General features: G+C 61.6%; 8 protein-coding genes. 1 reads left to right on the forward strand and 7 read right to left on the reverse strand.

Annotated elements, in window-relative coordinates; genetic code table 11:
- Positions 1-2 precede the first annotated feature (2 nt).
- Positions 3-1,520, reverse strand: coding sequence for a CoA-acylating methylmalonate-semialdehyde dehydrogenase (locus tag E4P00_RS00510; RefSeq protein ID WP_032879481.1), 1,518 nt, complete (start codon positions 1,518-1,520; stop codon positions 3-5).
- Positions 1,521-1,653: 133 nt separating this feature from the next.
- Between E4P00_RS00510 and E4P00_RS00515 the strand changes: the two genes are divergently transcribed.
- A complete protein-coding gene (locus E4P00_RS00515; protein ID WP_078822302.1) occupies positions 1,654-2,601 on the forward strand; it encodes a LysR family transcriptional regulator in 948 nt (315 codons plus the stop codon).
- A gap of 127 nt (positions 2,602-2,728) precedes the next feature.
- Here the strand turns inward: E4P00_RS00515 and E4P00_RS00520 are convergent, their stop codons facing one another.
- From E4P00_RS00520 to recC, 6 genes are all read right to left on the reverse strand, one after another.
- Positions 2,729-3,220 (reverse strand): OmpA family protein, encoded by a 492-nt coding sequence (locus E4P00_RS00520; RefSeq protein WP_032879478.1) that lies wholly within the window; start codon positions 3,218-3,220, stop codon positions 2,729-2,731.
- Positions 3,221-3,225: 5 nt separating this feature from the next.
- The gene (locus tag E4P00_RS00525; RefSeq protein ID WP_032879477.1) at positions 3,226-4,488 is read right to left on the reverse strand and encodes a diguanylate cyclase; all 1,263 of its coding nucleotides are present in this window, start codon (positions 4,486-4,488) and stop codon (positions 3,226-3,228) included.
- The gene (locus E4P00_RS00530) at positions 4,485-5,051 is read right to left on the reverse strand and encodes a YfiR family protein (protein WP_032879475.1); all 567 of its coding nucleotides are present in this window, start codon (positions 5,049-5,051) and stop codon (positions 4,485-4,487) included. Before E4P00_RS00530 ends, E4P00_RS00525 begins: the two co-directional genes overlap by 4 nt.
- A 132-nt stretch (positions 5,052-5,183) precedes the next feature.
- Positions 5,184-7,262: an exodeoxyribonuclease V subunit alpha gene (gene recD / locus E4P00_RS00535; RefSeq protein WP_248130483.1), complete on the reverse strand. Its 2,079-nt coding sequence runs from the start codon at positions 7,260-7,262 to the stop codon at positions 5,184-5,186.
- Complete coding sequence (gene recB, locus E4P00_RS00540) at positions 7,259-10,930, reverse strand: exodeoxyribonuclease V subunit beta (RefSeq protein WP_248130484.1); 3,672 nt, start codon at positions 10,928-10,930, stop codon at positions 7,259-7,261. Before recB ends, recD begins: the two co-directional genes overlap by 4 nt.
- On the reverse strand, positions 10,927-14,379 hold the full coding sequence (gene recC, locus E4P00_RS00545) for an exodeoxyribonuclease V subunit gamma (protein ID WP_248130485.1): 3,453 nt from the start codon (positions 14,377-14,379) through the stop codon (positions 10,927-10,929). The genes recB and recC overlap by 4 nt, the downstream gene beginning before the upstream one ends.
- Positions 14,380-14,505: the final 126 nt, after the last annotated feature.

A 14,505-nucleotide genomic window follows, 5' to 3' on the forward strand; every position in this document is an offset into this window, starting at 1 on the left:
GTTCAGCGCAGGTTGATGGTGGTGTTGACGCCATCGTTGACCGTGTCGTCATCGAACCAGCGGCTGGTGACGGTTTTGGTCTGGGTGTAGAACTGCACCACTTGCTTGCCGTACGGGCCCAGGTCGCCGAGCTTGGAACCGCGCGAGCCGGTGAAGCTGAAGAACGGCACTGGCACCGGAATCGGAATGTTGATGCCGACCTGGCCAACATCGATTTCGCTCTGGAACTTACGCGCCGCCGCACCACTTTGGGTGAACAGGCCCGTGCCATTGCCGAACGGGTTGGCGTTAACCAGGGCGATGGCTTGGTCGAGGGTGTCGACTTCCAGCACTACCAGCACGGGGCCGAAGATTTCCTCGGTGTAGATGCGCATGTCGGTGGTCACGCCCGAGAACAGAGTCGGGCCGACAAAGTTACCTTGTTCGAAGCCCGGCACCTTGATATCGCGGCCATCCAGCTCCAGCTTGGCGCCTTCTTTCACGCCGCTTTCGATCAGTTCAAGGATGCGTGCCTTGGCGCGCTTGGAGATCACCGGGCCGACATCCGTGCCGGCTTCGCTGCCAGCATTGACCTTGAGCTTTTGTGCCAGAGCCTTGAGATCCGGCAGCCACTGCTTGGACGCGCCCACCAGCACCACCACCGAGGTGGCCATGCAACGCTGGCCCGCCGCGCCGAAACCGGCGCCGACCAGGGCATTGAGGGTGTGTTCACGGTTGGCATCCGGCAGCACCACGGCGTGGTTCTTGGCGCCCATCATCGACTGCACGCGCTTGCCGTGTTTGCCGGCCAGGTCGTAGACATGGGTGCCGACGGCGGTGGAACCGACGAAGGACACGGCCTTGATATCTTTGTGAGTACAGAGCGCATCCACCACGTCCTTACCGCCATGCACCACGTTGAGCACACCGGCCGGCACACCGGCTTCCAGCGCCAGCTCCACCAGCAGCATGGTCGACAACGGGTCTTGCTCGGAAGGCTTGAGGACGAAGGTATTACCGCAGGCAATCGCCATCGGGAACATCCACAGCGGAATCATCGCCGGGAAGTTGAACGGAGTGATGCCGGCGCACACACCGATAGGTTGGCGCAGGGTGTAGGTGTCCACGCCACCGGCCACGTTTTCGGCGAATTCGCCCATTTGCAGGGTGCCGATGGAACAGGCGTGTTCGACCACCTCCAGACCACGAAAAATATCGCCCTCGGCATCGGCAATGGTCTTGCCCTGCTCGGCGCTGAGGACCACGGCGATACGCTTGGAGTGTTCACGGATCAGGGCTTGCAGCTTGAGCATGATGCGCATCCGCGCACCGATCGGCGTCAGCTTCCAGGTCTGAAAGGCGCGATGGGCGGCGTCGATGGCAGCGTTGACTTCATCGGCAGTGGCAAACGGGACCTTGGCCAGCACTTGTTGGGTGGCCGGGTTGACGATGTCTTGCCACTCGGTGGTCTTGGATTCGACCCACTCGCCGTTGATCAGCAACTTGACCTGTTGCACGGAAATATCGGCAGATGCGTTCATGTGGTCTCCAGAATCTTGTAGTTATGCAGAGAACCAAGGCGTTGAATCGCCTTGAAGAATGAGGCGTTCGGACTGTTTTTGGAGTATAGATGTGCAAACTTCTAATAAGAACGCACATAAAAGCCGGTCCAATATGCAAAAAAACATCACCTCTCTAGGCGCCCTGAACTGGGATGACCTGAAGTTTTTCCTCGAAGTGGCGCGCACCCGCAAGGCCAGCGTGGCCGCCAAGCGCCTGGCGGTGGACTACACCACCGTGTCGCGGCGCATCAGTTCACTGGAAGTGTCGCTCGGTACGTTGCTGTTCGAAAAATCCCGGACCAGCGGCTTCGTGCTCACCACCGAGGGCCAGCGTTTGCTCGGCTACGCGGAGTCCATCGAAAGCACCCTGCACATGGCCTGCGAACAAGTCTCCGGCTCCGGCGTGGCGCTGTCCGGCCATGTGCGCATGGGCTGCACCGAAGGGTTCGGTAGCTTCTTCGTCACCCCGCAGTTGAGCCATTTCGTCGACACTTATCCCGCGATCTCGGTAGACATCCTGCCCCTGCCCCACTTCATCAGCCTGTCCAAGCGCGAAGCCGACATCGTCATCGCCCTGGAGCGCCCGGAACACGGGCCGTATGTGTGCTGCAAACTGTGCGACTACAAACTGCAGCTGTACGCCACCCAGGACTACCTCGACCAACACCCGCCAATCCGCAAACCTGCGGATTTGGCCGAGCATCCGTTTATCAGCTACGTGGATGACCTGGCCTTCAGCTCGGAGCTGCTGTACCTGGCCAACGTGGTGCCCGGCGCCAGCGCCAGCCTGCGCAGTACCAGCGTGATCGCGCAGTACGTGGCGGCGCAGCAGGGCCGGTCGATGGCGATATTGCCGTGTTTTCTGGCGGCGCAGGATCCGCGCTTGTTGCCGGTGCTGGGAGAGCAGATTGCGATTACGCGGCAGTTCTGGATGTATTGCCGGGAGGATTTGAGGAAGTTGAAACGGATTACGTTGTTGTGGGATTACATCAGGGAGGTGACTGAGCAGAATCAAGGGTTGTTGATGGGGCAGACGCGGGAGATGCGGTTTGCAGGCTGAATGTGGGAGCTGGCTTGCCTGCGATAGCGGTGTATCAGCAAAAGCTATATCTACCGATCAACCGCCATCACAGGCAAGCCAGCTCCCACATATTGAATGCATTTCAGCTGGGGGAAGGTGAACCCGCTTAGTCTGCGATCACAACAATCGACACCCGGCGATTCTCGGTGCGGCCTGCTGTGGTCGTATTCGGCGCCACCGGCTCGCTGCTGCCCAAACCGCGCAGTTGGATGTTTTCTTCTTTCATACCCACGCGGGTCAGCACCTTGCCCACGCTCTTGGCGCGGCGCAGGGACAGCGCCACGTTGTAGGGTTCTTTGCCCGAGGCGTCGGTGTGGCCGTCGACACGTACGCGCTCGATGCCCGCGCCTACCAGGGCCTGGCCGATGCGTTCGACGATGTCGGTGCTGGGTTTATTGAGGGTTTCGATGTCGCTGCCAAACAGGACCTTGCCGGACAGGCCGAAGGCCCAGCCCTCGTCGGTCAGCTCGAAGCCTTGCTGCTTGAGTACGGCGACTTGCGCCGGGGTGAGCCCCTTGGGCGGGGGCGTCTGGCAGCCGCTGAGGGCCAGGAAGGCAACGAGTAAGGAAATAAATAAAACGCGTGTGTTAGCGAACAAGGGAATCAACTCCTGTGTTGAACGTTGACGACGGGATGCTCCGACTCCGCCGTTTGCTGGCCGCCTGAAGACAGGCGTTTGGCCTGGTACATCGCCGCATCGGCGGCGTTGAGCAAGGTGCCGGGAGTGGCGCCATGATCGGGATAAATGGCAATGCCGATACTGAGGGAGGTCAACACCTGAGTACCCCCTGGCAGCGAAATCGGCACGTCCATGCTGGCAATGATTTTATCGGCGATGCGATGGGCGTCTTCGGCCTTGTGCAGCGGCGCCAGCAATACCGCAAATTCATCGCCGCCCAGGCGTGCCACCAGGTCATCCTCGCGCAGTTGCGCACGCACGCGATCGGCAACAGCCACCAACACGGCATCGCCAGCAGCGTGACCGAAGCTGTCGTTGATGTCTTTGAAGCGGTCGCTGTCGAGAAACAGCACCGCCACCCGCTCGTTGACCTTGGCGGCACTACGCAAGGCGCGAATAAGCCGGCCTTCGAAGAACGCGCGGTTGGGCAGGCCAGTGAGGCTGTCATGGCTGGCCTGGTGGGCCAGGGTTTCGTTTTCGCTTTGCAGGTGGCTCTGCCAGGCCTCCATCTCGCCGAGCAGGGCGTTGAAGTCGCTGCCCAGGCTGTCGAGTTCGGCGATCTGCGCCGAGGGTACGCGGCGGTCAAAGTCTCGCTCGCTGCGCGCGGCGTGAGCGACGGCGGCCAGGCGTTGCAGTGGCACGGTGATGCCATTTAACAGACGCCGCGACAAGTGCAAGGCCACCCAGGCGCTGAGGGCGGTGCAGATCAGAATCCCGATCAGGCCGCTGAGCAAGAAGCGCAACAGGCTGCCACCGTGGCCGACCAGATGGATGCTGCCGACGGTTTGCCCTTGGCGCAGAATCGGCTGGCTGATGGGCTGTTCGAGCAGGGCGTGCGCTATTTGCAACTCGACCCGTGACAACATGCCGGTTTCCGGGCGAACCCAGCGCGCCAGCAGCTTGCCGTTGATATCGAATACTTCTGCCTGGGCCACTTCTTCGGTGGAGGCGATCAGGCTCAGGGCTTCGGTGGCCGCCGCGCTGTCGTTGAACACTACAGCCGCTTCCACGGTGTAGTTGATGGAGCGGGCGATCAGGTGCAGGTTGTGCTCGGCGTAAACCCGCAGGGCAAGTACGCCGAGCAGGGTCAGGGACACACTGGCCAGGGTGACCGCCACCAGCGCCAGAATCATATGCCCGCGGGCAATCACCGAGCGCAGGGTCGGCCGCACTTTATCGCGGCTCATGAGCCAGGCGCTCGACGGCGAGACAACTGCAACACACTGGGATGGATACGCACGCCGCTGCGGGCGACTGAATCCAGGTTGACCTCGAACGACACCTGCTCATCGCTGACGCGCAGGCAGAACAGGCTGCCCACCGTGCACTGGTCGCCCCCTTCGCTAATGCTGAGTACAGGGTGGCCAATCAATGAGGTAAACAGGCGGTTGCGTTCGTCGGGGGTGATTTTGCCGATGTAGACGGCATCGCAGGCATTGACGATATCCGGATGATCGACCAGCAGGCGCCGTACCAGCACTGGACGACCGGTGGCCTGGGTGGTGCCTTTGACCAGGTCATCGGTGTACTGAGTCGGCCCCACAACACACAGCCGCAATTGCGCAGGCTCCACCGGCCATCGCGCATAACTGAGAATGCCCAGGACGACCTGGGTGACCGCCTGGGCGCGCTGCTCGGCGAGGCTCGGCGTCTGCGCCCAGACGCGCGGTGCGAGCAGGCACAGAACCGCCACCAGCAACATCCGTCTCCAGCTCAAACTGCGCTCTGTGGGCGAGACAGCCACGTTCATGCAGCACTTCTCTCAGGTATTTTCCAGGGTGATGCCGCAACGATAGCACAGCGGCGGGAAACCCCATGCCGCACGGCTGACACGAGGCCTACTATTTTTTCAGAAAAATCAGACATCTGAATCAGAAATATTTCATGACCTATCAGTCAGTTTTTCAGGCACGGCGTCCAACTCCAGCATCAACCCGCTCAAACGCTTGACCTTGCGCCGTACCGCCTCCTCAAACACCCCACCGCGGGGCTCGATCAAGCTGAACCAGCGCTTGGCGCGGGTAATACCGGTATAGATCAACTCCTTGGTCAACACCGGGTTCAAAGCGTCCGGAAGGATCAGCGCCGTATGGGTGAACTCCGAGCCCTGGGATTTGTGCACGGTCATCGCATACACGGTTTCAACATCATTCAAGCGGCTGGGCAGCACAAAACGTACGCCGCCCTGGCCATCGTTACGTGGGAAGGCCACCCGCAGCACGTGGGAGCCGCCCTCGTTTTCGGGCAATTTCAACGCGATACCGATGTCGCCGTTCATCAGGCCCAGGCCGTAATCGTTACGGGTCATCAGTACCGGACGACCTTCGTACCACTGCTCGTCGCCTTCGATCAGGCGTACTTTGCGCAGGGCCGCGGTGATGCGCTGATTCAACCCTTCAACGCCCCAAGGGCCTTTGCGCACCGCGCAGAGCAGTTGGAACGCATCGAAGGCTTGCAGCAACTGTTGCGCCCAATACGTCCAGGCCGCGTCATCACGTGGCGTATCCAAGGGTGGACGTGCCGATTGCAGCAGATTCAGGTAGTAGCGATAGCCTTGGGCGCCGTCGCCCTGGCCGTCCAGCACCAGGCGCTCAAGGGCATAGTCATGCTCGCCCTTGAGGCTGACGCAAAACAGGTCGTCATGACGACCTGCGGCCAACAGCTGACGTGCCTGTTCGGCATTTTGCTGGTTGACCCAGCGCGCCAGCTGGCCGATGCCGCTGCCTTCGCCGAAACGACGTGAATAGCGCAGCATCACCACCTGCTGGGCCAGGGGATGGCTACCGTCGAGGTCTTCTTGCAGGCCGCTGGCACTGAGGTCTTCGCCGCTGACGGCTTGCAGCCATTGCCGAGTGTGCGGGCTGTACCAGCCGTCTTCGGCATCACGACACAAATCACCGAGTACCGCACCCGCTTCCACCGACGCCAATTGGTCCTTGTCGCCCAGCAATACCAGACGCGCATGGGATGGCAAGGCGTCGAGCAGGTTGGCCATCATTTCCAGGTCGATCATCGAGGCTTCATCCACCACCAGCACGTCCAACGGCAATGGATTACCGAGGTGATGCCGGAAGTGGCGAGTACCGGGACGACTGCCCAGCAGGCGGTGAACCGTGGTGACCTGCGTCGGGATTTTTTCCCGCACGCTGTCGGGCACTGTCAGCGACAGCACTTGCTGGCTGATGGATTCGGTCAGGCGCGCAGCGGCTTTACCGGTGGGCGCGGCCAGGCGAATGCGCAACGGGCTGCCGGACTCCACGGCGGGCGCCTGCAGCAACGCAAGCAGGCGCACTACGGTGGTGGTCTTGCCGGTGCCGGGGCCGCCGGTGACGATACTGAATGCGCCGCGGGTAGCCAGCGCACAGGCAAGTTTTTGCCAATCAATCACCCCATCCGGCGCCGGTTGGTCGAACAGGCGGTTGAGGCGTTGTGGCAAATCGGCAGCTGCGGGCTCCACGCTCGCGAGGCGCAGGCGCAGGGCGCGATCGATACGTCGCTCGTAGGTCCAGTAGCGGCGCAGGTACAGGCGTTTGCCGGACAACACCAATGGCCGGCTCTGGGCCACGTCGCTGCCATCGACCGCCAGCGCGACCAGTGGGCTGCCCGCCAGGGCATGGCACCAATGGGCACCGTCCAGGCCGTGCAGCAACTGCGACGGCAGCAGCATGGCGCCGGTGTGCAGGTCGCCTTCGGGCGGCAAAGACAGGGCGAAGTCCGGCGTCTTGAGGGTTTCGAACAGGTCCAGGCAGACGTGGCCATGGCCCAGTTGATGGCTGGTCAACGCGGCCGCCAGCAGCACCAAGGGATCGGCCTGGGCATCAAGCTCGTGCAGGAAGCCGACGAAGGCTTTGTCCAGGGCCCGCAACCAGCCACGCTCGACCCAACGCTCAAGCAACTGCACCAGGTCAGTGGCGTGACTCAGCGGTGCCAGCTCCTCCAGCGGTAACGGCGACAGGCTCATAGCAACACTCCTTGTTCCCAGACGGGCTCGACCTTGGGCGCAATTGGCTTGCCCTGGAACAACAGGTCCAGGCTTTCGATCAGCTCACGGGGCGGCCGGGTGAAATACGCCCCCTGGCTCACCGACTGGGTGCCACGCAGGAACAGGTACAAGGCGCCGCCGACGTGCTGGTCGTAGTCATAATCGGGCAGGCGTGCCTTGAGCTGGCGATGCAGGGCCAGCAGGTAAAGTACGTATTGCAGGTCGTACCGATGCTCAAGGATCGACTGCTCCATGGCTTGCTGGGTGTAGGCCGAATCGTCGGGGCCGAGCCAGTTGGATTTGTAGTCCGCCACGTAGTAGCGCCCCTCGTGTTCGAACGTCAGGTCGATAAACCCCTTGAACATGCCGTTGAGCAGCACCGGCTCCGCGGCCACACGGGAAACGCCGCCGTGGGTGTGCCGGCACACCAGCTTGTCGAGGGCGAGCACATCGACTGTGTGACTGGCGAACCAGAACTCCATTTCAATCTGGTACTGCTCAAGACCGCTGAGGGTCACGTGGTCGTTGTACAGCGGCAACGGCGTTTGCAACAGATGCCCCAGCCAGCCGCTGAGGGTGACGATCCAGCCTTCCCAATTGCGGCGGTTACAGCGTGCGCCCACGGCCTTTTCAATGGCCTCGGGCGTCACGTTGAAACCCTCTTCACCGGCCCACTCCAACAAGCCGTGGAGGAAGGTGCCTGGATTAGGCCCGCGTGGGAAACGGTGAATATCACCGCCGGACGCCACCACTTCCCGTGGTGCATCGGGGTCGAGGCGTTCGTCATCGAACAGCTTCTGGGCCTGCGGGCTTTCCGGCGCTTCGAGGCTGGCGGCGCTCATGCTGTCGCCAATGCGCAAGGCACTGTAGGAGGCAATCCACCAGTTTTCCGCAGCCTTGCGTTTGGGCAGCAACGGCGCAAGCAACGTCGCTTCATTGCGCGGCGGGTGAAACAGGATGTCCTGGATATCCGGCACAAGGCCATAACGGATGGCCGGGCAACCTTCCTGTAAATCCAGCAACCAGCGCGCCAGGCCGGTGGACTCGCCCAACGACGTCCCGCCCCCCAGCAAATACCCCAATGCCGACAGGTGCAAGACCGAGCTGCTGTTATTGCCGCGCTTGAGGTCGGCAATGCCCAGCCAGCACGCGTGTTTGGCGCGGGTCAAGGCCACGTAGAACAAACGCAGGTCTTCGGCCAGGCGCTCGTCATCGGCTTGGGCGATCAGCTCGGCCGTTGGCCGCAGGCTCACTTGGGACTTGCCGTGTTCATCGTGGTAATGCAGCGGCAAGCGACTGCCATCCACCGGTTTGGCCGAGCAGATGAAGGGCAAGAACACCAGGTCGTATTCCAGGCCCTTGGATTTGTGGATGGTCACCACCTTGACCAGTTGCTCATCGCTTTCCAGACGCAGGATCTGTTCTTCACCGGCCTGGCCCGACAGTGCCAGGTGTTCGGCCAAGTGGCGGATCAACGCCTGTTCACCATCGAGTTCCGACGCGGCTTGTTGCAGCAACTCACTGAGGTGCAACAGGTTGGTCAGCACGCGCTCGCCATCACTGCGGGCGATAAGGGTTTGAGGCAGCTTGAAGTCGTGGAGCAGGCGACGCAGCATCGGCAGCACGCCTTGGGTGCGCCAGATTGCGCGGTAGCCACGGAACTGCATCACGCGCGATTCCCACGCCAATTCGTCCTGGTTCAGACGCTCCAGTTCCGCCAGGGACAGGTTCAAGGTGACGCAGGCCAGGGCGGCGCGCAGCGGGCGCTCGACATCCGGCTCGGCGCAGGCCTTGAGCCAGGCCAGCAGGTCGTGAGCTTCCTGGGCGGCGAAAACCGAGTCCTTATCCGACAGGTACACACTGCGCACGCCACGGCTGGCCAACTCAGCGCGCACGGCCTGGGCTTCCTTGCCGTCGCGTACGAGGATGGCGATGTCTGACGGCAATACGCCCTTGAGGCTGCCCTCTTTTACAAAACCTGCTGTGCCTTGCTGCCCACCATTGAGCAACGCGACGATCTGTGTGGCGCAGGCCGCAGCCAAGTGCTGACGGTAAACCGCGGTGGAAATCGGCTGGTCGGTAGGCAGGTGCCACAGGTTCATGGCCGGCAACGGTTGGCCGTCAACCTGCAGGTGCTCGCTGCGGCCCTGGGACAGCACCGGGTGAAACGGCACCGGGTTCTCGCCGTTGGGCTCGCGGAACAGGAACGCACCACGGCCGGTTTCCGCACGCTGGAACACGTGGTTCACCGCTTCGACCATCGCATGGCTGGAGCGGAAGTTGGTGCCCAGGGTGTGATGGCGGCCGGTGGTGGACTGCCGGGCGCGCAGGTAGGTGTAGATGTCGGCACCGCGAAAGGCGTAGATCGCCTGCTTCGGGTCGCCGATCAAGAACAGGCCACTGTCCAGGTGGTTTTCGTCGATGCGGTAGATGCTGTCGAAGATGCTGTATTGCACCGGGTCGGTGTCTTGAAATTCATCAATCAGCGCCACCGGGAATTGCTCACGGATCACACTGGCCAGGCGCTCGCCACCGTCTGCCTGAAGGGCCGCGTTGAGGCGGATCAGCATGTCGTCGAAGCCCATTTCAGCGCGGCGACGTTTCTCTTCTTCGAAGCGTTTACCCACCCAGCCAGCCGCATGTTGCAATACCGCGGCGTCGGGCGTTGGCAATGCATCGAGGCTGGCTTTGAGGCCGGCCATCGCCTCGATCCCCGGGTGCTGCGGCGGTTCGCCCTTCCAGGCTTCGGCCATGCCCTCGGGCGTCAGGCGCGTGAAGCCGGTACCGATGTCCAATTGCTCCAGGGTTTCATCGGCGGCCCAGGCACTGATCTTTTCGAACCAGGGTTCGAAGTAGCGCGCTTGCATCTTGCGCCCATCGACCGTTTTGGCGGCGACGGCTTGCAGGCAGATATCGCGCAGCTCGGCCGCCCATTGTTGCCAGGGTGCCTTGAGGGTCGTCAGCGCGGCGCGACGCTCTTGCAAACAAGCGTTGATCAGTTCGGCCGGCTCGCGACTTTCGTCGGTGGGCCGCTCGCTGCCGAACAGCGCACGCACCCTTGGCATCAGCGCCGCGGGGCCGCCCCAATTGTTGCGCACCCAGTTGAGCGCATCGTCGTGCATCGGGTAGCAGAACAATCGCCAGTAATCGCGCAGCACTTCGCCCAGCAGGTCGCTATGGTCAGTTTCCAGGGTCTGGGTGAACAGGCTGCCACTGTCGAACGCATGTTCACGCAACATGCGCTGGCACCAGCTGTGGATAGTCGAGACGGCGGCTTCATCCATCCATTGCGCGGCGATGTCCAGGCGGTTGGCGCAGGCCGGCCATTGCTGCGGAGCGTATTGCTCGCGCAGGTCGGCGATCAACGCATCGGGCTGTTCGATTTCGTCGCGAAAGAAGCGCGCAGCTTCGGCCAGGCGGATGCGGATGCGTTCACGCAGCTCCTTGGTGGCCGCATCGGTGAACGTGACGACGAGAATTTGCGGCGGCAGCAGTTCGCGGCCGAAGCCTGACTCATCACCACCATGGCCGAGCACCAGGCGCAGGTATAACGCGGAGATGGTGAAGGTCTTGCCAGTGCCGGCACTGGCTTCAATCAACTGGCTGCCTTTAAGCGGGAATGCCAGGGCCAAGGGTTTGCCGATCATGCGCTGGCCTCCGCGCTGGAAAGCGATCGCCATGGTGCGTTGATGAGCGGGCGATACAGGGTTTCGCACCAGCCTTCGAATTCCTCACTGGCGACCAACGCCGCGTAGTCGGGAAATTGCCGCGTGAGAGCAGGCGTTTCGCGGCGTTCGCCGTCAGTGGTGATGCCATCGCCTTCGTAAGCTTTGCTGGCCGCGGCTTGGGCCTTGGCGGGGTCAGTTTGGCCGAGCCAGGCGAAAGCGGTTTTTACTGCAACGGGCAGCGGTGTGCTCATACCGGTGTGCCAAGCCAGCAGCAGGTTGCCGAGGATTTCCTGGGCAGTAGGTTTATCCAACGGCTCGAGCAGCAAGGTGTCGTCACTTGCTACCAGGCCGGTACTCAATGGCAGGCCACAGGCGCAGGCCACCACATGGTTGACCCAAGGGCGGATCAAGCGATGCCACTTGCGTGTCTTGATCGAGCCAATGCTATTGGGGATGGTGGTAACGCTTAACAGGCCGCCATCACTGCGGCGATGCAAGCCGCTGATCCAGCCTTCCAACTGAATGCCTCGATACTCAAAACTGATAGGTTCAGCGCCGGTATGTGGGGTCGGCCACAGCGCCAGAAGCTGTTGATAGCGCTGCACCAGGTCAGGCAACGGCTCGATCAACTCCTTACGCAGGCACTCACCGAAACCGACCATCGGCAACAGGCCGCTGCCCTGCAAACGCAGGGCTTGGGCGTTGAGGGCCTGGTCGAGGTGATCGGGGTGGGTCAGTGCAGCATTTAGCAGACTGTCGCTGAGGCTATAGCGCTGCAGTGCGTCGAGGACGAAGGGTTCTTCGTCAGCCAGAGGCACTTCTGCGGCTTCGAAGAATACTTTCAGACGCTGGCTGAAGAAATGTTTGACTGGGTTGCGCAAGAAGTCCTGCAACTGACCGAGGCTCAGGGGTTCTTCCTGTTGATGCTGCAGCAATACATTCGCTGGGGGCATGACATCCCGCGCTTCATGCAGCAATTGCCATTCGCGGGCGTAGCTGAACAGTGGATCGCTTTCATGGAAGTAGCGGGCGCTGAAGGGTTGGAGCGGGTGTTCCTGGGTCATTGCGTCGATCAGCGGCTTATCGCTGCCGGCGTGCTGCCAGCCGCTGGCGAGGTGGTCGCGCAACTGGCCGATCAATACCGAGGCAGGGCGATCGCTGTTATCGCGGATGCTGCGGCCAACCCAACTGATATAGAGCTGGTCGCGGGCCGAGAGCAGCGCTTCGAGCAGTAAATAGCGGTCGTCTTCGCGGCGCGAACGGTCACCGGGACGGTAGTCGCTGCCCATCAGGTCGAAGTCCAGCGGCGGTTGTGCTCGTGGGTAGTCGCCGTCGTTCATGCCGAGCAGGCAGACCAGCTTGAACGGGATCGCACGCATGGGCATCAGGGTACAAAAATTGACAGCTCCGGCGAGAAAGCGCTGGGACAAGCGACCCTGATCCAATCCGGCCAGCCATGCCTCACGGACGACCGTAAGCGGTAACTCGTCCTGCAAGCCAACGGATTCGCAGGTTTCCAGCCAGGTCTCTCTCAGTTGCTCAAGCTGGCCCAAGAGGTAGTCATCGTGCTCGCTGCTGGGCAGGAAGAACAGCTGCATCAAGCGTTGCAATCGCTCGCCCCACACCCTGGGAGCAGCCGGTTGTGATAACGCCTGATGGGCATCATTCAAGGCATCGAGCAGGGCGACCAGCGGGCCGATCAATGCCGCATCGAGGCCGCCGATTTCGTCGTAGGGCTCAATACCTTCACAGGCCATGCCAGTGCCGACTGCATAGCCCAGCAACATACGGCGCAGGCCGAATCGCCAGCTGTTTTGTTCCAGATCTGTGGGTAGACCCAAACCGACACGTTGTTCGGCGTTCAGCCCCCAGCGGATACCGGCGCCTTCGATCCAGCGATGCAGGGTGGGCAGGTCGCGCTCTTTGATAGCAAAACGCTCACGCAGGGCGGGAACGTCGAGCAGGTCGAGGATTTCACTGACGGGGAAACGACTGTCGGGAAGCTTGAGCAGATGTTCGACGGCGATCAGTAGAGGATCGCGGCCGCGTTGGCCTTGGTCTGTCAGGGTATAGGGGATGAAGCGTGGGTCATTTCGCTCAAGCTGGCCGAAGACCGCGCGGATGTGCGGCGCGTAGCTGTCGACGTCGGGAACCATGACGATGATGTCCCGAGGGCGCAACGTTGGATCGGCGCTGAAGCGTTGGAGCAATTGGTCGTGGAGGATTTCCACTTCGCGCTGGGCGCTGTGGGCGATGTGGAACCGGATGGACGTATCATGCTCCAGATCAACAGCGGGCCACAGTTCGCGGGTTTCATTCAGCGGGCGCAGTTCGAGGATATCGTCCTGCAGCTGGTTGAGCAGCGTGGTGGGTTCGCTGTCGCTGAACAGATCGATGCGCCCATCGCGAAATGCGGCGCGGTAGCTGTTGGGGTCATCGTAGCTGTCCAACAAACTGATGTAATCACGGCCCTGCTTGCCCCAGGCCGCCAGTAGCGGATGGGCGTGCTGGTGCAAGGTTTGGGGATCGATAGTGACCGGCATACCGGCTTTGCGCGCCTGGCGCTTGTATTCATTACGCAGTAAATCCTTGTCGGCGACGATGTCGGACCAATGATGGCGGCAAGGGTTATGTACACAGAGCAGGACCTGGCTGAAACGGGCCAGGCCAGCGAGGGCTTCCAGTGCTTGGGCCGGCAGTGATGAAATGCCGAATACAATCACCCGGGAAGGCAAGCCGGGCGGCGCTTGCTCAAGGCTGTTGATGCGCTCGATGAAGCGCTGGTGAACGCCTGCTCGGCTTTCAGCCATGCCCTCCTCTCCTACATCCAGCAGCAGCGCACGCCATAACTCGGCTTGCCAGCAGTTGGCAGGGTTGAGGGGCTTGGATTCGCCTCGACCATTGCGCAGTTGGTGCCGACCTGCGGCCCAGTCTTCCAGCCAATCAGCGCGGTAGACCTGGTATTGGTCGAACAAATCGGCCAGGCGCTCGGCAAGTTGGTAGCGTTTACGCAGGTCGGTGTCTTGAGTCAGGAAGCGCTGTAGGGGCTCAAAATGCGGCTGGCCAATCAGTTCGGGTAACAGGCGCATAAGACGCCAGGTCAGCGGGGCTTTATCGAGCAGGGACTTGGGTGGAATTTCATCACGGCCCAGGACCATGCGGTAGAGCTGCCACATAAAGCTGCCAGGCAGTTGCACGTCGATTGCTGCGGCAATGCCGCAGCCGCCCATATCATCTTCTTGCGGATCTTCAGCCAAGGCCAGCTTGAGCCATTGGGCGATGCCGTTGCTTTGTACCAACGCGATTTCGTTTTCCAAAGGCGCCAGTGGATAACGGCGCATCCAGCTGACCACCAGGCTGCGCAGTTCGTCCAGGCGGTTGCCGTGAACCACCATGAATCCAGGGCTGAGGGACGTCGCGTCCGGCATAACGGCTTCCTTGGGAAAAGCAAAATCGAGGGGTGGACTTTAGCACTGTGGTGCATGGGGCGGACACAGCCTGACAGCCGTGCGCGGATAGAGTGGACACTTTTCGACCGCCCAAAACAAAACCCC

Origin of the sequence: Pseudomonas sp. B329, assembly GCF_023127835.1 — a bacterium.
GTDB classification, from domain to species: domain Bacteria; phylum Pseudomonadota; class Gammaproteobacteria; order Pseudomonadales; family Pseudomonadaceae; genus Aquipseudomonas; species Aquipseudomonas synxantha_A.

Excerpts from the sequence above, each read along its gene's own strand:
- E4P00_RS00525 (WP_032879477.1), bottom strand. The coding sequence starts at position 4,488 with ATGAGCCGCGATAAAGTGCGGCCGACCCTGCGCTCGGTGATTGCCCGC.
- recD (WP_248130483.1), bottom strand. The coding sequence starts at position 7,262 with ATGAGCCTGTCGCCGTTACCGCTGGAGGAGCTGGCACCGCTGAGTCAC.
- E4P00_RS00515 (WP_078822302.1), top strand. The coding sequence starts at position 1,654 with ATGCAAAAAAACATCACCTCTCTAGGCGCCCTGAACTGGGATGACCTG.
- recC (WP_248130485.1), bottom strand. The coding sequence starts at position 14,379 with ATGCCGGACGCGACGTCCCTCAGCCCTGGATTCATGGTGGTTCACGGC.
- recB (WP_248130484.1), bottom strand. The coding sequence starts at position 10,930 with ATGATCGGCAAACCCTTGGCCCTGGCATTCCCGCTTAAAGGCAGCCAG.
- E4P00_RS00530 (WP_032879475.1), bottom strand. The coding sequence starts at position 5,051 with ATGAACGTGGCTGTCTCGCCCACAGAGCGCAGTTTGAGCTGGAGACGG.
- E4P00_RS00510 (WP_032879481.1), bottom strand. The coding sequence starts at position 1,520 with ATGAACGCATCTGCCGATATTTCCGTGCAACAGGTCAAGTTGCTGATC.